Below are 17,197 nucleotides of genomic sequence, written 5' to 3' on the forward strand. Positions count from 1 at the left end.
GTCCTGCCCTCGATGGTAGGCCGCACCGTACTCAGAAGGTCAGACCCCGAACCAGAAGATCCAGCAGCGCGCACACGAACAGGGCAATGCCGATGAACCCGTTGACGCTGAAGAACGCCCGGTTCAGGCGGGACAGGTCGTGCGGCCGGACGATCGTGTGCTCGTACACGAACGCGCCCGCGACGATCGCCAGGCCCAGCCACAGGAACGCGCCCGCGTCCGTCATCGCCGCGTACCAGACGAACAACACGGTCGTCACGGCGTGACACACCCGCGCCGCCCACACCGCCGCCGGGATGCCGAAGCGCGCCGGGACCGACAGGACGCCGGACTCGCGGTCGGAGTCGACGTCCTGGCAGGCGTAGATGAGGTCGAAGCCGCCGATCCAGATGCCGACGGCCAGCCCGAGGACGACCGCGTCCCAGGACCAGGAACCCGTGATCGCGAGCCATCCGCCCACCGGCCCCATGGCCTGGGCGAGGCCCAGGATGGCCTGGGGGTAGTTCGTGAAGCGTTTGCCGTAGGGGTAGACCACCATCGGGATCACGGCGACGGGGGCGAGCGCCAGGCAGAGCGGGTTCAACAGCGCCGCCGAGCCGAGGAAGACGACGACCGCGATCAGCGCGCCCGTCCAGGCGTGCCGCACCGACATCGCACCGGTCACCAGCTCACGCTGCGCCGTCCGCGGATTACGGGCGTCGATCTCACGGTCGATGATCCGGTTCACCGCCATCGCGAACGTCCGCAGCCCCACCATGCAGATGGTGACCAGCAGCAGCCGCACCCAGTGGACGTTCCCGTCCAGCTGGAACATGGCGGTGAGCGCGGCGATGTACGCGAAGGGCAGCGCGAAGATCGAGTGCTCGATCATCACCAGGCGGAGAAAGGCGCGGGTCCTGCCCGGCTGGGGAAGCGCCGCGGAAGCCGAGGTCACAGCCCGTACTCCTTCCAGCGGCGGTCGACGAGCGCCGCCGTCGCGGGGTCCGACTCGACCATGTCCGGCCAGCCGCCGTCCCGGGTGTACCCCTCCTCGATCCACTTCTTCGTGGCGTCGATGCCCGCCTTGCCGCCCCAGAACTGCTGGTAGGAGGCATGGTCGAGATGGTCCACCGGGCCCTCGACGATGGAGAGGTCGCGGGCGTAGTCCGTGTTGCCCAGGGCCCGCCAGGCGACCTCGTGGAGGTCGTGGACGTCGCAGTCGGAGTCGACGACCACGATCAGCTTGGTCAGGGACATCATGTGGGCGCCCCAGATCGCGTGCATGACCTTCTGCGCGTGCTTGGGGTACTTCTTGTCGATCGAGATGATCGCGCAGTTGTGGAAGCCGCCCGCCTCGGGGAGGTGGTAGTCCACGATGTCCGGAACGATGATCTTCAACAACGGCAGGAAGAAACGCTCCGTGGCCCGGCCCAGCGGACCGTCCTCCGTCGGCGGGCGGCCGACCACGATCGACTGCAGCAGCGGTCGCTTCCGCATCGTCACACAGTCGATCTTCAGTGCGGGGAACGGTTCCTGCGGGGTGTAGAAGCCGGTGTGGTCGCCGAACGGGCCCTCGGGGAGCATCTCGCCGGGCTCCAGCCAGCCCTCGATCACGACCTCCGCCTGCGCCGGCACCTGCAGCGGCACCGTCTTGCAGTCGACCATCTCGATCCGCTTGCCCGAGACGAACCCGGCGAACAGGTACTCGTCGATGTCACCGGGGAGCGGCGCGGTGGAGGCGTACGTCACGGCGGGTGGGCAGCCGAAGGCGATGGCGACCGGCAGGCGTTCACCGCGCTTGGCGGCCACCTGGTAGTGGTTGCGGCTGTCCTTGTGGATCTGCCAGTGCATCCCGATGGTGCGCTTGTCGTGGCGCTGGAGGCGGTAGAGGCCGAGGTTGCGGACGCCGGTCTCGGGGTGCTTGGTGTGGGTGAGGCCGAGGTTGAAGAAGGAGCCGCCGTCCTTGGGCCAGGTGAAGAGGGCCGGGAGCAGGTCCAGGTCCACGTCGTCGCCCTGGAGGACCACCTCCTGCACGGGCGCGCTGTCCGCCTTCACCTTCTTCGGCGGGACGTGCGTCATCGCGCCGAGCTTCCCGAACGCCTCGCGCACACCCACGAAGCCCTGCGGCAGCTCGGGCTTGAGCAGGCCGCCGATCTTCTCGCTGATCTCGCCGTACGACTTGAGGCCGAGGGCCTTCAGCAGGCGGCGGTCGGTGCCGAAGACGTTCATCGCGAGGGGCATCGAGGAGCCCTTCACGTTCTCGAAGAGCAGGGCGGGGCCGCCGGTCTTGTTGACCCGGTCGACGATCTCCCCGACCTCCAGGTAGGGGTCGACTTCGGCCTTGATGCGCTTGAGATCGCCCTCGCGCTCCAGTGCGCGGAGCAGGGAGCGAAGATCGTCGTAAGCCATGGGGTCAAGTATCCCCGAGGGGCTACCCTGACCCCGTCACGGGGCCCCGAGCACGGCCCCGATGTCACTTCCACCGCTTCCAGGGGGCCGCTGCAATGCTCAGGGTGTTGATGTACCTCGTGCCGCTGGCGCTGACCATCTACGCGTTCATCGACTGCCTCAACACCCCCGAGGACGAGGCGAAGCACCTGCCGAAGATCGCCTGGGTCTTCATCATCCTGCTGTTCTGGATCGTCGGTCCGGTCGCCTGGCTCGCCGCCGGCAAACTCCGGAAGGCCCCCGCCGACGGACGCACGCCCTCCGAGTGGCACCGCAACCGCCGCACGCAGTACGTCGCCCCCGACGACAACCCCGAGTTCCTGAAGTCCCTCGCCGAGGACGCCGCGTCCTCCAAGGAGGAGAAGGACGAGTCCCTCCTCAAGAGCTGGGAGGCCGACCTGCGCCGCCGCGAGGAGGAGCTGAAGCGGCAGGAAGAGCAGGGCGAGAAGCGGGACAAGAAGGACGGCGAGGAGTAACCCGCGGGCTTCGGGCGCCCGTCCTCAGCCCCCAGTCCTCACTCCTCAGTCCTCGCGCAGTACGAGGGCCAGCAGCCCCGGGAAGCGGGCGTCGAACTCCTCGCGGCGCAGGCGGTTGACGCGCCTGGCGCCCTCGTCGCGCTGTTCGACGAGGCCGGCGCCGCGCAGCACCGAGAAGTGGTGGCTGAGGGCCGCCTTGCCGACCGGGACGTCGAAGCTGCCGCAACTGCGGGTCCAGACCGGGGAGCCCGCCAACTCCCGTACGAGCGTGATGCGTACGGGATCGGAGAGGGCCGCGAGGGCAGTCGGGACCGCGACGTCGTCGGGGTGGGTGTGCTCGGGAGCCGCCCGGTGGCCGGCGCGTTCCGTCATGTCCGCCCCTCCCTTTCCCTGGTGCGCTCCTTGCAGAGTGTTCGGTGAGAACCATACACTCCCGAGTGTTCGCTTTTCATTGAACAGCCGAGGCAGGCTGTCGACCAGTCGAGCGGGAGTCCGGCATGCGCGCGATCGAGTTCCAGGAGTACGGCGGCCCCGAGGTCCTGAAGGTGGTGGAGGCGGCGGTCCCCGAGCCCGGACCCGGGCAGGTGAGCGTCGACGTGGCGTACGCGGGGGTGAACTTCGCCGATCTGAAGGCCCGCGCCGACGGCTACCGCGTCCCGGCGCTCCCCTACCGCCCCGGCCTGGAGGTCTCCGGACGGGTCCGCGCGCTCGGTGAGGGCGTCACGGGGCTGAGCGTCGGACAGCAGGTCACCGCGCTGACGGACGCGGGCGCGTACGCGGAGGTCGTGGTCGCCGACGCGGTGACCGTCTTCCCGCTGCCCGAGGGCCTCGGCCCGCGCACGGGCGCCACCCTCCCGACCGTGCTGCCGACGGCGTACGCGCTCGTGCGCACGGTGGGGCGGCTGCGGGCCGGTGAGACCGTGCTCGTGCAGGGCGCGGCGGGCGGAATCGGCACCGTGGCCGGGCAGTTGGCGAAGGCGGCGGGCGCGGCGGCGGTGTACGGGGTGGTGTCGGACGCGGCCAAGGCGAAGCACGCGCTGGGCCATGGCTACGACGAGGTCTTCGCCGGCGACTCGGCCACCGGGTTCTTCACGGACGAGGTGCGGGCCGCGACCGGTGGCCGTGGCGTCGACCTGGTCCTCGACCCCGTGGGCGGGGCCACGCTCCGCGCCGGGCTGGCCTCCCTCGCCCCGTTCGGCCGCCTGGTCTCCTTCGGCAACGCGGGCGGGGAGGCGCCGTGGGCCGTGGGCCAGCCCGAGCTGTACTCCCTCGGGCTGACCGTGTCCGGCTTCTCGGTCCTCGCACTCGCCAGGTCCGCCCCCTCCGAGCTGCGCGCCCTCGCCGAGCGGGCCTTCGCCACGGTCGCCGACGGGACGGTGTCGCTGCCGGTGACCGCCGAGTTCGGCCTGGCGGAGGCGGCCGAGGCCCACCGGCTGATGGGCACCCGCAAGAGCACGGGCAAGCTGCTGCTGCGGGTGGCCCCCGACGAGCGGTGACAACGGTGCTCAGCCGGCCGGGATCTCCCCCACCTTGTCGACGACGCCGACCTCCAGCAGGGCGAGGCGGTCCGAGCCCAGGTACTTCAGGGTCTTCCGGTCGAAGATCCACACGGCGCGGTCGTCGCCCTCGCCGAACGCCAGGCCCACGCCCTCGCGGCCGACGGCGTCCTCCGCCGCCTCGACGACCCGTACACCCGGGATCCGGGCGGCGACCCGGTAGAGCGCGCCGTTCAGTTCGGGCAGCAGCTGGGCGCCGTCGAGCAACGTGGTGATGTACTCCAGCGCGGCCGCCTCATGGGTCGGGCCCTGGCCGCTGGTCGCGGCCCACACCTTGTCGTAGAGCTTGTCGGGGTCCGTGGGCAGCGCCCGCAGTTCACCGTAGAAGCTGTGGTCCGGGTCGGCGGAGAGCGTCATCTGCTCCTCCTTCGCCTCCATCCGCTTCCTGAGGGCCTCGCTCTCGATCTCCTCCGGGATCGGCGGCTGGCCCTCCGGCCAGGTGGTCCGGGCGAGTCCGTCCCGCCCGCCGTCGGCGGAGATCCAGTCGGTCCGCCGGAACGGGTACTCCTTCTCCGGATCCTGCGTGCTCTGCGTGCTCTGCGTGCTCTGCGCGTTCTGCTGGTTCTTCCCGTCCTCGGCGTACTGCCCGCCCTCGAAGGCCTTGCCGGCCGCGACGCTGGGCTTCGCCGTCCCCTGGGTCCTGATGTAGAGGTACTGGTCCTTGCCCACGGGTGTGGGCTCCCCGTCCGTCGCGACCGTCGCGATGCGCTTGAGCAGTCCGGCCGCGTCCTCGTCGACGGCGGCGGGTCCGCGTCCGACCACATCGGTCGTGATCACCGTCGCGAGGACCGCGGCGGCCACGCCGAGCGGCAGCGCGACCAGGGCGATCCGGCGCCACGGGCGGGAGAGCCGGGGCCAGCGGGTTCCCGGGGTCCCGGTCGCGGCGGCGCGCGGTCCGGTGATCCGTACGGTGGCCTCGCCGGTGATCTCCTGCCGGAGGTGGTCCCCCAGCCGGGCCAGCCGGTCGTCCGGCAGCAGCGGGTCACCCGGGCTGGGCAGCAACCGGGCCAGTTCTTCTCGTTCCACGGGGTTCATCGGGCCCTCTCCTGTGCCTGTGCCTGCGTCTGCGCCGACCTGGCCGCCTCGGTGCGGCCACCCGGTATCTGTCCGCCGCCGGGGAGGGGTCTCGTTTCCTCGCGGCGGCCGGGGCGCCGCGCGAGTTCCGCCTCCGCGAGGCCGCGCAGGCGTTGCCGGGCGCGGGCCAGCCGCGACCGTACGGTGCTGACGGGCACGTCCAGGGCCTCGGCGGCGGCCGCGTAGCTCAGCCCCGACCACACGCACAGCGCGAACACCTCGCGCTCGCGGCGGCGGAGCCTGGCGAGGGCCGCGTGCGCGGCGGCGAGCCGGTCGGCGTCCTCCATGCGGCCGACCAGCGCGTCGGAGAAGTCGGGCACGGTCTCGCGGTCGGCATGGCGTTCCGGGAGCCGGGCGAGGGCGGCGCTGTGCCGGCGGGCGGCGCGGCGCGTGTTGCGCAGCACGTTGGTGGCGATCCCGAACAGCCAGGCCCGCAGACTGCTGTCACCGGATCCGATGTCACCGTCGGCGCCGCCCTCGGGACTGCCACTGGCGTTCTCGGCCAGTTCGGTGTCCGACAGCAGCTTCTCGCGCAGCCGCCAGGCTTCCAGGAAGGTCAGGGAGACGACGTCCTCCGCAGTATTCCGGTCGGCCGTCAGCCGCGCGGCATGGCCGTACACGGCCTGCGCATGCTCCCGGAAGAGCCGGCTGAACGCTTCCGGATCGCCGTCCCGTACGCGTGCCCGCAATGAAAGTTCCACGCCCTCCCCTGTCCGCCCGACACCGCCCGTCCCTGTGTCCCCGGTCACACAGGAGGCCGCCTCCCTCCGCCCACCGAACCGCCCTACCTTCAACCCGATGCGCCCACCCGGACAACACCCCACCCCCACGCCCCTGAAAAAGCAGGGGCTGCGCCCCGTGCTTTTCGGCCCGAAAGGGCCGTAGGCCCTTAAGGGGCGCGGGGAACTGCGCGATCAACCCCCACCGGGCCCGCAGACGACGACGCACCCCCAGCCGCCACACCGCGCTGACCGCCCGCACGGCGGCGATGCCGGAGGGGGCGGGTCGCCTGCACACCTACCTGCGGCCACCCCAGGGAGTGGCGCAAATCGCACATCAGGACGATGATGGACAAAGGGTAAGAAGGTGATGATGACGAACGGTCGCGAGTCCGAGAAGCGCCGTTCCTCGTCGCGGCGGCACACCGATGACGGCACCGCCGACGAGGAACGGGTCTCCGCGCCCGAGGCCATGCGGAGCGCGCTGGAGCAGCTCACCGAGTTGCTGGGCCGCGCTCCCGAGTCCGTTTCCGCGCTGAAGCCGACCGACGAGGGCTGGGAGGCCCAGGTCGAGGTCCTGGAGCTGGAGCGCGTCCCGCAGACGACCAGTGTGATGGCCGGCTACCGGGTCGTTCTGGATCCCGCGGGCAAGCTGCTGGCGTACGAGCGCGGTCGCCGGTACACGCGCGCGCAGGTCGACCGGGGCACCCGCTGAGCCGCCGAGGCCGCGGCCGTCGCCGAGAGGCCCGGCGACCGCTGCCGTAGAAGCGGCTCACGGCCCCCCGCCGTACGGCTTCCCTCATCGGAAGGGAAGAGATCGTGACTGTGGTGCCGCAGGGCGAGGGCGGCGCCGTGGCCGCCCGTGGCGGTGGCTCGGGAAACCTCTACGACGTGCTGGAACTGGTCCTCGACCGGGGACTGGTCATCGACGCGTTCGTACGGGTCTCCTTGGTGGGCATCGAGATCCTCAAGATCGACGCCCGGGTCGTGGTGGCCAGCGTGGACACGTATCTGCGTTTCGCGGAGGCGTGCAACCGGCTGGACCTGGAGTCGGGGCGCAAGGCGCCCTCCCAGCTGACGGACATCGTCGGGGACACCACCGAGTCGGGTGCCAAGGGCAAGAGCAAGGGGGCGCTCACGGGCGCGGTGGAGGCCGTCACCGATTCACTGAAGGGACGCGGGGGCGACGACGAGCGCGAGTCCGGGCGCGAGAAGCAACGCGTGCGCTCCGGGGCGCGCAGCGGCACGAGCCGCCGTGCCTCACGGCAGCGCGACGACGGCGACCGGGACGACGGGGACCGTGAGGAGTGAGCGAACCCATGTCGGTGTACGTCTACGCGATCACCAAGGCGGCGCATCCGCTGGGCCTGGACGACGTCAAGGGCGTCGGCGAGGAACCCGCCGCACTGCGCGCCGTCAGCGGCGGCGGTCTGAGCGCCGTCGTCAGCGAGGCCCCCGAGGTGCTGACGGTCAGCCGCCGGGACGTGGAGGCCCACCACGAGGTCCAGGAACAGCTGTGGGCCGAGGGCACCATCCTGCCGATGAGCTTCGGGTTCGTCGCCGAGGACGAGGCCTCCGTGGAAGCGCTGCTCCAGGAGCGGGCCGACGCGTTCTCGCAGCGTCTGGACGAGCTGACGGGGCGCGCGGAGTTCAACGTGAAGGGCGTGGCGGGCGAGGACACCCTCCTGCGCGCCATCCTGACGGAGTCCCCGCAGGCCCGGGAGCTGAACGAGGCGATCCGCGAGGGCGGCGGGACGTACGACGACCGTCTCGCCCTCGGTGAACTCGTGGCCCAGGAGGTGCACGACCGGCAGGAGGCGCTGGGCGCGGAGGCCCTCGCCGCGCTGCGGCCGTACGCCCTGGCCGAGCAGCTCTCCCCGGCCTCCGAGCAGTACTTCGTGAACGCCTCCTTCCTGGTCGACGGCGAGAGGACCGAGGAGTTCGCCGAGGCCGGCGGGGAGCTGGCCGAGGCCCTGGGAGAGGGGATCGAACTGCGGCTGCGCGGCCCGCTGCCGCCGTACAGCTTCGTGTGACGTCATCAGGCCGACAGCCGGCGCCGACAACCGGCCGAGGAGGCGATGTGGTGGGACTGATCGGGACCATTCTGACGTTGCCGGTCGCCCCCGTGCGGGGCGTCGGGTGGGTGGTCGACAAGGTGCGACAGGCCGCCGAGGACGAGTACTACGACCCGGCACCCGTCCAGGAGGAGCTGGTGCGGCTGGAGCGGGCGCGGACCGAGGGCGAGATCGGCGAGGAGGAGTCCGCACGGCGCGAGGAGGAGTTGCTGCACCGGCTGGAGGAGATCAGCGCCTACCGGCTCCAGCAGCAGAGGGAGACAGAGTCATGAACAACGCCACGATCGGCGCGGCCGTTCTCGGCGGTTATCTGCTGGGGCGGACGAAGAAGGCCAAGATCGCCCTCGGCCTCGGCGCGCTGCTGGCCGGTTCCCGGGCCCGACCCGGGCAGCTGGGCAAGGCACTCGACGCGCCGTTCCTCGGTGACCTCACCAAACAGATACGCACCGAACTGACCGAGGCGGGCAAGGCCGCCGCGACTTCCGTGCTGTCGTCCAAGGCCGACAGCCTGGCCGGAACCCTGCACGACCGCACCGCCGGGCTGCGGGAGCGGGCCGAGGGGAACGGCGAGCAGGACGAGGCCGAAGGTGAGGACGAGCCCGAGGCGGAGGCCGAGGCAGAGACCGAGGCCGACGCAGAGGCTCAGGACGAGGTCGAACCCGAAGGCGACGGCGGCGACGAGGGCGACGAAGGCAGCGACAAGGGCTCGGCGCGCCGGAGCGGCGGACGCTCGACGGCGCGGCGCGGCGGTTCGGGCACGCGCTCGGGCTCGGGCACGGGCTCAGGCTCGGCCCGGAAGAGCGCATCGCAGTCGAAGAGCGCACCCCAGTCGAAGACCACCGCGCGCCCGAAGAAGAAGACCGCCGCCACGAGCCGCACCAAGAGCAGCAGCGGCAGCGGCAGCAGGGGTGGCAGCACCAGCAGCCGTGGCGGCGGCACCCGGTCGAGGAGGCAGGACGATGGCTGAGGGCGGAAGGGCGAAAGGCGGCTCGGCGGGCACCCTCAGCAGGACGCGCGACGAGGCCGACGGCAGCGCGGAGTCGGGCACGTCCCGGCTGAAGGAGGAGCTGGAGGACTACATCCAGGCCCGGCTGTCGCTGATGCTCCAGGGCATGGGCCACGGGCTGGGCGAGGGCGCGCGCAAGCTCGGCGACATGAGCACGGGGGCCCTGACGTCGACCGCGTCCCACGCCAAGGACGCGCTGGCCGACAAAGCTAAGAGCGTCACGGGCAAGGCGAAGGACGCCGTCGGCGACAAGGCCGGGGAGGTCAAGGAGACGGTGAAGGACGCCGTCGGCAAGGGCCACGGCAAGGACCCCTCGGGCGGCAGCGGCAAGGGCCACACGATCATCGAGGACATCGATGTGGGCGTGCCGGTGCGCGAGGCGTACGACCAGTGGACGCAGTTCCAGGAGTTCGAACGGTTCGCCAAGGGCGTGGTCGGCGTCGAGCAGAAGGACGAGACCACCACCCAGTGGCACGTCAAGGTCGCCAAGTCCAACCGGCACTGGCGCGGCAACATCACCGAACAGGTGCCCGACGAGCGCATCGCCTGGACGTCCGAGGGCGAGAAGGCGACCACCAGGGGCGTCGTCACCTTCCACCCGCTCGGCGAGAACCTCACCAAGGTGCTGCTCGTCCTGGAGTACTTCCCCAAGGGGCTCTTCGAGAAGGTCGGCGGTCTGTTCCGCGCCCAGGGCCGCCGCGCCCGCCTCGACCTGAAGCTCTACCGCACGTTCGTGATGATGCGCGGCGAGGCCACCGGCGGCTGGCGCGGCGAGATCCACGACGGAGAGGTCCAGGAACCGGAGGAGGACGACGACGAGAACGCCGACACCGACGAGGACGCGGAGGACTCCGAAACCGACGAGGACGCACCCGAGGCGGAGGCCGACGCCGACGCCGACGCCGAGGAAGGCGAGTGGGAGGAGGACGAAGGGGAGCCCACGGACGAGTACGAGGACGACCGCGACGACGCCGACGACGAGTACGCCGAGGACGAGGAACCCGAAGACGAGGAACCCGAAGACGAGTACGAGGAAGAAGAGGAGGGGGAGTACGAGGACGAGGACGACGAAGGGCGGGGGAAGGCGAGGTCGAGTGAGCCGTGACCCCCACCCCGTCCGACTCCCCCGTCCCCTCCTCCTCCACCTCGCCGACGCGGAGCCCGTACCCGTACGGCGGCGGTCAGGGCTCCAGCGCCAACCTCGCCGACATCCTCGAACGGGTGCTCGACAAGGGCATCGTCATCGTCGGTGACATCAAGATCAACCTGCTCGACATCGAACTGCTCACCATCAAGCTGCGCCTCCTGGTGGCCTCCGTCGACAAGGCCAAGGAGATCGGCATCGACTGGTGGGAGCACGACCCCGCCCTCTCCTCCCGCGCGACCCGCTCCGACGGCCGCCGCTCCCTCGCCGACGAGAACGAGCGGCTGCGCGCCGAGGTGAGAGAGCTGCGCGAGCGCGTCGACGAGTCCCGGTCGGAGCTGCCCCCGCGCCGCGAGTCCCCACGCCGTGAGCCGGAGCGCCGTGAGCCGGAGCGCCGTGCGCCCGAGCGCCGCAAGGAGGGCCGTCCGCGGGCCCGGCCGGCGGAGCCACGCCGCAAGCGCCGCAGGCCGGTGGAGGACGAGGAACCCGAGGTCGTCGAGGCCGACGTGGTGGACGACGAGGACGAGGACGAGGGCTGAGGAGGGCTCGCCGACGATGACCGCGTACGGCGACCACGACGCCGCCTCCGCCTACGACGACTTCGACCGCCCCCTCGCCGGCCGTCAGGTCGCGCTGATCGACCTGCTCGACCGGCTGCTGAGCGGCGGTGTCGTGCTCACCGGGGACCTCGTCCTGAGCGTCGCGGACATCGACCTGGTGCGGGTGTCGCTGCGCGCGGTGATCGTCGCCGTACGCGAACAGATGGACGAGCAGTGGGCGCTGGCCCTGCCGCCCGACGCAGGCCCCGACCCCGGCCCCGACCCCACCCGGCCCCCCTCGGAAGGAGGCGACGCCCATGACGACCCCCCGGTCCCCCCGGACCCCCCGGACCCCCCGCTCTGACGGTGGCCCCCACACCGACCGCCTCCGCGAGGTCAGTGAGGCCGCGACCCGCGCGTTCTCCCTGCTGCCCGCCCGGCCGGAGGACATCCCCCCGCCGCCCGCCCCCGGCCGGGCCGGTACCGGGAACGTGGCCCGCCGGCTGCGCACGGACCCCGACACGGTCGAGCGGGACCTCGTCCGGCTCGTCCTCACCATCGTCGAGCTGCTCCGCCAGCTGATGGAACGCCAGGCCCTGCACCGCGTCGACCAGGGCGGCCTGACCGAGGACCAGGAGGAGCGTCTCGGTATGACCCTGATGGTCCTGCACGACCGGATGAACGAACTCTGCGACCGCTACGGCCTCACCCTCGACGACCTCAACCTCGACCTCGGCCCCCTGGGCACCCTCCTCCCGACCGATCCGGCGCCGCGCACGTGATCCCGGCGCTTCTCGGGCAGAGTGTCGTCATGGATCGGGCACAGGCACGGGCATGGCTCGTCACCGCGGTCGAGGAGGCACGGGCCGGGCTCGCGGAGGGCGGTGTCCCGATCGGGGCGGCGCTCTACGGGCCGGACGGAACCCTGCTCGGGCGCGGGCGCAACCGCCGTGTGCAGGACGGCGATCCGTCCGCGCACGCGGAGACGGCGGCGTTCCGCGCGGCGGGACGGCAGCGGACGTATCGCGGGACGACGATGGTGACGACGCTCTCGCCGTGTTGGTACTGCTCCGGGCTGGTGCGGCAGTTCGGGATCTCACGGGTGGTGGTCGGGGAGGCCACGACCTTCCACGGCGGGCACGACTGGCTCGCCGAACACGGTGTGGAGGTCCTGGTGCTGGACGACCCGGAGTGCGTGGCCCTGATGCGCGACTTCGTCGAGCACCACCCGGCTCTGTGGCACGAGGACATCGGAGACGCACGTGACATCGAGGACGCCAGTGACATCGGAGACTCCAGTGACACCAGTGACACCAGGCAGTAGGCCCCGTATCCCCACCGTCGATCTGCGTCCCTGGGTCGACGGCGGCCCCGAGGACCGCGCCCGGATCGCCCGGACCGTCGACGAGGCGCTCCAGACCGCCGGGTTCCTGCTGGTCACCGGCCATGGGGTCGATCCGGCGCTCCGGACGCGCATCCGGGAGGCCGCGCGCGCCTTCTTCGTGCTGCCCGTGGAGGCCAAGCAGGCGTACGAGGTGAAGGTCGGCGGGCGCGGGTGGCTCGGGCCGGGGGCCGAGGCGAACGGGTACGCGGAGGGGACGGAGACCCCGCCGGACCTGAAGGAGTCGCTGACGTTCGCGACGCACGAGCCGTTCGACGACCCGGTGGTGAACGCGGAGTGGTACCGACCGAACGTCTGGCCGGCCGAAGTCCCGGACCTCCGGCCCCTCTGCGAGGAGTACCTCGCCCGCATGGGCGAGCTGGAGAACCTGCTGCTCGCCCTCCTCGGTGAGGCGCTCGGCCTCGAACCGGACTTCTTCTCCCGGCACATGAGCCACCCCACCTACGGCTTCAACATCAACTGGTACCCGGGGACGGAGATCATCGGCGACCCGGTGCCGGGCCAGTTCCGGATCGGCCCGCACACCGACTTCGGGACGGTCACGATCCTGGACCGGCAGGCCGGGAAGGGCGGGCTCCAGGTGTACACGGACGAGGGCGGCTGGGAGGACGCCCCGTACGACCCGGACGCCTTCACCATCAACATCGGTGACCTGATGGCCCGTTGGACCGGCGACCGCTGGCGTTCCGGCCGGCACCGGGTGCTGCCGCCGCCGGCCGACGAGCCCGCCGAGGAGCTGATGTCGCTGGTCTACTTCGGCGAGTGCACCCCCGGCACGATCGTCGAGTCCGTACCGGCGCCGGTCGGCCGTGTGGCGCACCCGCCGGTGGACTCGCACGTGTACCTGCGGGCGCAGCTGGACTCGATCACCGTCGACTGACCCCGGGGGCCTGCGGATCGCGGTGCCGCGTGATCCACCAGGCGACGACCTGGGCGCGGCCGGAGAAGGCGAGCTTGTTCAGGATGTTCTGGACGTGACCGTCGACCGTGCGCCGGGAGACCGCGAGCCGGGAGGCGATCTGCCGGTTGCTCAGGCCCTCGGCCACCAGCGCGGCCACTTCCCGCTCCCGAGGGGTCAACGGACACGGGTCGGCGACCGGGACGCCGGGGAGGGCCGGGGCCTCCGGCACGGTCCCGGGGCCGGCATCCGTGCTGGTGCCGGCCTCAGCATCGGGCCCGGCATCGCGGGCGGAATCGGCAGCGGGCCCTGCACCAGCCCTGGCCCCAGCCCCAGCCCCAGCCCCAGCCCCAGCATCGACAACCACCGGAAGCTCCGCATCGGCGTCCAGGGCGTAGGCGATGGCCTGGGCCGGGGTGTCGAGCCGGGCGCCCTCGGCGTGTGCCGCCCGGTAGACGTCCTGGCCCAGCGCGCCGACGAGCACCTCCTCGCACCGCGCGTGCGGCTCGGCGATGCGCGGGCCGTGCGCGGTGATGTCGGTGCCGACGCAGCGGGCGAGCGCCGCCACGGCACCCAGGAGCCGTGCCGCCCGGCGGTGGCCGCCGTCGGCCGCGGTGGCCCAGGCGAGCAGTTCGAGTTTCATACAGGCGCCGAAGAGGTCGTCGAAGCCCTGCTGGAGGGCGATCGAGTCCCGGGTGAGCGCCAGACACGCGTCGCGGTCCCCGCGGTCCCACGCCGCGCGGGCCAGGGCCCACAGAGCGTGCCCGCGGCCCCATCGTTCACCGTGCGCCTCCGCCAGCGCGGCGGCCTTCCGGCCGGTCGCGGTCGCGCGCGGGTCACCCGCCTCGTTCTGGACCAGGGCGAGCTGGAACAGCGACAGGAGCTGTCCGCTGGTGTCACCGGCGGCCGCGTGAGCGGTCACCGCGGCCTCGGCCAGCTCCAGGGCCTCCGGCAGCCGCCCCCGGCGGGCCGCGGCTCTGCCGCGATGGGTGCGGACGTAGGCGCGGACCCCCGGGAGGTCCAGCTCGTCCGCCAGTCGGCCGGCCTCGGCCAGCCACGCGTCGCAGGTGTCGAGGTCGCACTGCGACAGGGCCACCCAGGCGGCGACCCACAGGGCCTGGGCCCGCGCCGGCGTGGGCTCGGGCGCGGCGGCCAGGGCGCGGGTCAGCCGGCGGCGGCCCTCGCCGAGGAACCCGCCGGCGCACCAGTGGAAGCGCAGCGCGGCGGCCAGCGCCAGGGTGGCCTGCGGATCGTCGTCGTGGTCCAGCGCGGCCTGGAGATTGCCGTGTTCCGCGCGGAGCCGGGCCAGGCCCTCCTCCTGTCCGGGGCCGCACCAGGTGTCGGCGATCCGTTGCGCGAGGCGGTGGAAGTGGTCCCGGTGGCGCCCCAGCAGGGCCTGCTCCTCGCCGGACTCGGCCAGCCGTTCCCGCCCGAACTCGCGGATGCTCGCCAGCAGGCGGTAGCGGCGGCGGCCCTCGTGCGCACAGGTCAGGACGACGGACTGGGCGACGAGCCGGTCCAGCAGGTCCAGGACGTCCGCGCGGGCGATGCCGTCGCCGGGGCACACCTCCTCGGCCGCCTCCAGGCCGAACCCTCCCGCGAAGACCGACAGCCGCCGCCACAGCAGCCGCTCGGCCGGACCGCAGAGGTCGTAGCTGTAGCCGATCGCCTCGCGCAGGGTGCGCTGCCGTGGCAGGCCGGTACGGGAGGCGGTCGTCAGGAGGGCGAACCGGTCGTTCAGACGGTCGGCCACCTGTTCGACGCTGAGGATGCGCAGCCGTGACGCGGCCAGCTCGATGGCGAGGGGCAGCCCGTCGAGGTCGGTGCACAGCCGGGTGACCAGGGCCTGGTCGGTGTCGGTGGGCGTCGTCTCCGTGCGGACGGCCGCGGCCCGGTCCCACAGCAGGGTGACGGCGTCGTCGGGCGGCAGCGGCATGACGGTGAAGACGTGCTCGCCCGGCACGCCCAGGCAGTGGCGGCTGGTCGCCAGCATGCGGAGATCCTGGTTGCCCGGCAGCAGGGCCTGGGCCAGTTCCGCGCAGGCGTCGGCCAGATGTTCGCAGTTGTCCAGTACCAGCAGCGCGCGGCGTTCGGCCAGCCGCCGGGCCAGCCGGTCGAGGACCCGGCTGGTCCCGGGGTCGGGGACGCCCAGGACGTTCGCGACCAGTCCGGCCACGGCCGCCGGGTCCCGCAGCGGGGCCAGGTCCATCAGCCACACCCCGTCCGGGAACGTCGTACGGGACGCGCACGCGGCCTCCAGCGCCAGCCGGGTCTTTCCCACACCGCCCGCGCCGGTGAGCGTCAGCAGCCTCGCCGTACCGAGGCGGCGGCGGATCTCGGCCAGGTCGTCACAGCGACCCACGAACGAGGTGAGAACAGGAACCGCGAGCAGGTTCCCCGCCCGGGAGCTGAGAACGGCCATTCCGCTCCTCTCGTGAACCAGGACCGGAACCGACATCGGAACCGAAATCGGAACCGGAGACGGAATCGGCTGACGGATTCGGCTGACGGATTCGGCTGACGGACAGCGAAACACACGAATCGGGACGAAAACAGTGTGTTTCCTGTGTGAGGCATCTCGCACGGCCTCGAAGCGACCGCAGGTCAAGGGGGTTCACCAGGTAAGGACCCCGCAAAAGTACGTATGGCCCCGCCCGGACCCCCACGTCGACTCTGCTGCCCGGCGCTCGACGGGAGCGCTCCCACACCTTCGACAGTGAGGTCGACATGACACACGCTCTGACACCCGGCAAGCGGCGGCACGGCAGGAAGCGGAACGGCGTGGCACTGGGTACGGCGGTCGCCGTCCTCGTGACGGGAGCCACCTACCTCTCGACCCTCCCGGCCTCCGCCGAGACGAAGACCCAGGCCGGCCGGCTCTCACTCGTCCTGGAGAAGAACCAGTACGCCCATATCGGCTACCGGGGCCCCTTCGGGGAGTCGACCAGCTTCACCGTCGACTTCCCGGGCATGAAGGTGAACCCCAACGCTCCGGTGTCCCTCAACGACATCAACAACAAGCTCAACCAGTCCGTCACCCAGATCAAGAACCTGACGGGCTGGGACATCAGGAGACAGGGGGACCGGGACATGGTCGCGCGGGAGATCACGCGACTTGAGGACTCCCTCAGCGAACTCAAGGCCAGGGGCGTGAACCTGTCCCGCACCCGGAACGCCCTGGACAAGGTGCAAGCCGTCACCACCGAGCTGCAGAAGGTGAACAAGTGCCGGGGCCGGTGCCTGAGCGTGACGTCCCACTTCCTGCGCAACATCTCGCTGATGGCCGTCGGAGCGGTGCTCACGGGCGTCGTCACCGGTGGCCTCCTCGCCACCGCGCCCGCGGCGGCCGTCGGAGCGGTCATCGCCGTCATGGTCGGTGTGGCCACGGCCGGCTTCCAGGCCTTCCAGGAGTACCGGGCCCAGCAGGTGAACATCCGCGACGCGGCGATACGGCACCAGTTCAACAACGCCTTCAACGGGTGGAACGCGTTCCACATGAGTGCGCTCGCCCAGGTCCAGAAGCAGTTCGACGACGAGAGGTCGGAGACGCGCAACGCGCTCAAGGCCATGCAGGACGAGATCAACGAACTGCGCCGGGGCCGCAACCTCCAGCAGGTCAGCACCCAGAACAGCGACCTGCTGGCCCCGCAGGGCAAGGCCCCGAGCCGTCCCGACGCCCGGACCCCCCAGCCCAGCCAGTCGGCGACGGCACCCGCGCCGCAGCCCACCCGCTCCGGCGCCGCGACAGCCCGGGGATAGTCGGCAGGGCGGCCGCCCCACCCCTCCCCACCAGGGAACCCCCTCGCCCCGAAACCCGTCTTCCCCCTCGCGTCATCTTGTATCGAGTGTTTGACACAAGATCCCGGCCACGGCATCTTGTA

Annotated in this window: 20 protein-coding genes; 14 read left to right on the forward strand and 6 right to left on the reverse strand. The window is 71.8% G+C overall.

Annotated elements, in window-relative coordinates; all coding sequences use genetic code 11:
- Positions 1 to 31: 31 nt before the first annotated feature.
- Together mqnP and ACZ7MG_RS10045 are read right to left on the reverse strand one after the other, a co-directional pair.
- Positions 32 to 934, reverse strand: coding sequence for a menaquinone biosynthesis prenyltransferase MqnP (mqnP, locus tag ACZ7MG_RS10040; protein ID WP_471385124.1), 903 nt, complete (start codon positions 932 to 934; stop codon positions 32 to 34).
- Positions 931 to 2,388 (reverse strand): menaquinone biosynthesis decarboxylase, encoded by a 1,458-nt coding sequence (locus tag ACZ7MG_RS10045; RefSeq protein WP_471385123.1) that lies wholly within the window; start codon positions 2,386 to 2,388, stop codon positions 931 to 933. Before ACZ7MG_RS10045 ends, mqnP begins: the two co-directional genes overlap by 4 nt.
- Positions 2,389 to 2,483: 95 nt before the next feature.
- Between ACZ7MG_RS10045 and ACZ7MG_RS10050 the strand changes: the two genes are divergently transcribed.
- Positions 2,484 to 2,903 carry a PLD nuclease N-terminal domain-containing protein gene (locus tag ACZ7MG_RS10050; protein ID WP_471385121.1) on the forward strand — a complete coding sequence of 140 codons (420 nt, stop codon included), beginning with the start codon at positions 2,484 to 2,486 and terminating at the stop codon, positions 2,901 to 2,903.
- 45 nt (positions 2,904 to 2,948) lie between these two features.
- Here ACZ7MG_RS10050 and ACZ7MG_RS10055 read toward each other — a convergent pair whose 3' ends face one another.
- Positions 2,949 to 3,275: an ArsR/SmtB family transcription factor gene (locus tag ACZ7MG_RS10055; RefSeq protein ID WP_471385119.1), complete on the reverse strand. Its 327-nt coding sequence runs from the start codon at positions 3,273 to 3,275 to the stop codon at positions 2,949 to 2,951.
- Between the two features lie 125 nt (positions 3,276 to 3,400).
- Between ACZ7MG_RS10055 and ACZ7MG_RS10060 the strand changes: the two genes are divergently transcribed.
- Positions 3,401 to 4,399 carry a quinone oxidoreductase family protein gene (locus ACZ7MG_RS10060; RefSeq protein WP_471385117.1) on the forward strand — a complete coding sequence of 333 codons (999 nt, stop codon included), beginning with the start codon at positions 3,401 to 3,403 and terminating at the stop codon, positions 4,397 to 4,399.
- A gap of 9 nt (positions 4,400 to 4,408) precedes the next feature.
- Here the strand turns inward: ACZ7MG_RS10060 and ACZ7MG_RS10065 are convergent, their stop codons facing one another.
- Together ACZ7MG_RS10065 and ACZ7MG_RS10070 are read right to left on the reverse strand one after the other, a co-directional pair.
- Positions 4,409 to 5,494, reverse strand: coding sequence for a CU044_5270 family protein (locus ACZ7MG_RS10065; protein WP_471385115.1), 1,086 nt, complete (start codon positions 5,492 to 5,494; stop codon positions 4,409 to 4,411).
- Positions 5,491 to 6,234: an RNA polymerase sigma factor gene (locus ACZ7MG_RS10070; RefSeq protein ID WP_471385114.1), complete on the reverse strand. Its 744-nt coding sequence runs from the start codon at positions 6,232 to 6,234 to the stop codon at positions 5,491 to 5,493. Before ACZ7MG_RS10070 ends, ACZ7MG_RS10065 begins: the two co-directional genes overlap by 4 nt.
- Before the next feature lie 391 nt (positions 6,235 to 6,625).
- Here ACZ7MG_RS10070 and ACZ7MG_RS10075 point away from each other — a divergent pair, with 391 nt between their 5' ends.
- The 11 genes from ACZ7MG_RS10075 (at position 6,626) to ACZ7MG_RS10125 (ending at position 13,298) form a co-directional block, all read left to right on the forward strand.
- On the forward strand, positions 6,626 to 6,967 hold the full coding sequence (locus tag ACZ7MG_RS10075) for a gas vesicle protein GvpO (RefSeq protein WP_471385634.1): 342 nt from the start codon (positions 6,626 to 6,628) through the stop codon (positions 6,965 to 6,967).
- Positions 6,968 to 7,077: 110 nt separating this feature from the next.
- Positions 7,078 to 7,563: a gas vesicle structural protein GvpA gene (locus ACZ7MG_RS10080; protein WP_471385632.1), complete on the forward strand. Its 486-nt coding sequence runs from the start codon at positions 7,078 to 7,080 to the stop codon at positions 7,561 to 7,563.
- An 8-nt stretch (positions 7,564 to 7,571) separates the two neighbouring features.
- A complete protein-coding gene (locus ACZ7MG_RS10085; protein ID WP_471385112.1) occupies positions 7,572 to 8,285 on the forward strand; it encodes a GvpL/GvpF family gas vesicle protein in 714 nt (237 codons plus the stop codon).
- 50 nt (positions 8,286 to 8,335) lie between these two features.
- Entirely contained in the window at positions 8,336 to 8,599 is a 264-nt protein-coding gene (locus tag ACZ7MG_RS10090) for a gas vesicle protein GvpG (RefSeq protein WP_471385110.1), read from the forward strand.
- Positions 8,596 to 9,294, forward strand: a complete 699-nt coding sequence (locus tag ACZ7MG_RS10095) for an ABC transporter substrate-binding protein (protein ID WP_471385109.1) — start codon at positions 8,596 to 8,598, stop codon at positions 9,292 to 9,294. The genes ACZ7MG_RS10090 and ACZ7MG_RS10095 overlap by 4 nt, the downstream gene beginning before the upstream one ends.
- Complete coding sequence (locus tag ACZ7MG_RS10100; protein WP_471385108.1) at positions 9,287 to 10,438, forward strand: SRPBCC family protein; 1,152 nt, start codon at positions 9,287 to 9,289, stop codon at positions 10,436 to 10,438. The genes ACZ7MG_RS10095 and ACZ7MG_RS10100 overlap by 8 nt, the downstream gene beginning before the upstream one ends.
- Positions 10,435 to 11,016, forward strand: coding sequence for a gas vesicle protein (locus tag ACZ7MG_RS10105; protein ID WP_471385106.1), 582 nt, complete (start codon positions 10,435 to 10,437; stop codon positions 11,014 to 11,016). Before ACZ7MG_RS10100 ends, ACZ7MG_RS10105 begins: the two co-directional genes overlap by 4 nt.
- A 16-nt stretch (positions 11,017 to 11,032) precedes the next feature.
- Positions 11,033 to 11,380, forward strand: coding sequence for a gas vesicle protein (locus tag ACZ7MG_RS10110; protein ID WP_471385104.1), 348 nt, complete (start codon positions 11,033 to 11,035; stop codon positions 11,378 to 11,380).
- Positions 11,334 to 11,798, forward strand: a complete 465-nt coding sequence (locus ACZ7MG_RS10115; RefSeq protein ID WP_471385102.1) for a gas vesicle protein K — start codon at positions 11,334 to 11,336, stop codon at positions 11,796 to 11,798. Before ACZ7MG_RS10110 ends, ACZ7MG_RS10115 begins: the two co-directional genes overlap by 47 nt.
- Before the next feature lie 29 nt (positions 11,799 to 11,827).
- A complete protein-coding gene (locus ACZ7MG_RS10120) occupies positions 11,828 to 12,340 on the forward strand; it encodes a nucleoside deaminase (protein WP_471385100.1) in 513 nt (170 codons plus the stop codon).
- Positions 12,324 to 13,298 carry an isopenicillin N synthase family dioxygenase gene (locus tag ACZ7MG_RS10125; RefSeq protein ID WP_471385099.1) on the forward strand — a complete coding sequence of 325 codons (975 nt, stop codon included), beginning with the start codon at positions 12,324 to 12,326 and terminating at the stop codon, positions 13,296 to 13,298. Before ACZ7MG_RS10120 ends, ACZ7MG_RS10125 begins: the two co-directional genes overlap by 17 nt.
- On the opposite strand, the gene ACZ7MG_RS10130 is transcribed toward ACZ7MG_RS10125, so the two are convergent.
- On the reverse strand, positions 13,285 to 15,738 hold the full coding sequence (locus ACZ7MG_RS10130) for a LuxR C-terminal-related transcriptional regulator (RefSeq protein WP_471385097.1): 2,454 nt from the start codon (positions 15,736 to 15,738) through the stop codon (positions 13,285 to 13,287). The two genes, ACZ7MG_RS10125 and ACZ7MG_RS10130, sit on opposite strands and share 14 nt — an antisense overlap.
- Before the next feature lie 305 nt (positions 15,739 to 16,043).
- On the opposite strand from ACZ7MG_RS10130, the gene ACZ7MG_RS10135 reads away from it, so the two are divergent.
- Positions 16,044 to 17,075: a hypothetical protein gene (locus ACZ7MG_RS10135; RefSeq protein WP_471385095.1), complete on the forward strand. Its 1,032-nt coding sequence runs from the start codon at positions 16,044 to 16,046 to the stop codon at positions 17,073 to 17,075.
- The last annotated feature ends 122 nt before the right edge of the window (positions 17,076 to 17,197 follow it).

It is taken from the genome of Streptomyces sp. NPDC107538 (assembly GCF_055657445.1).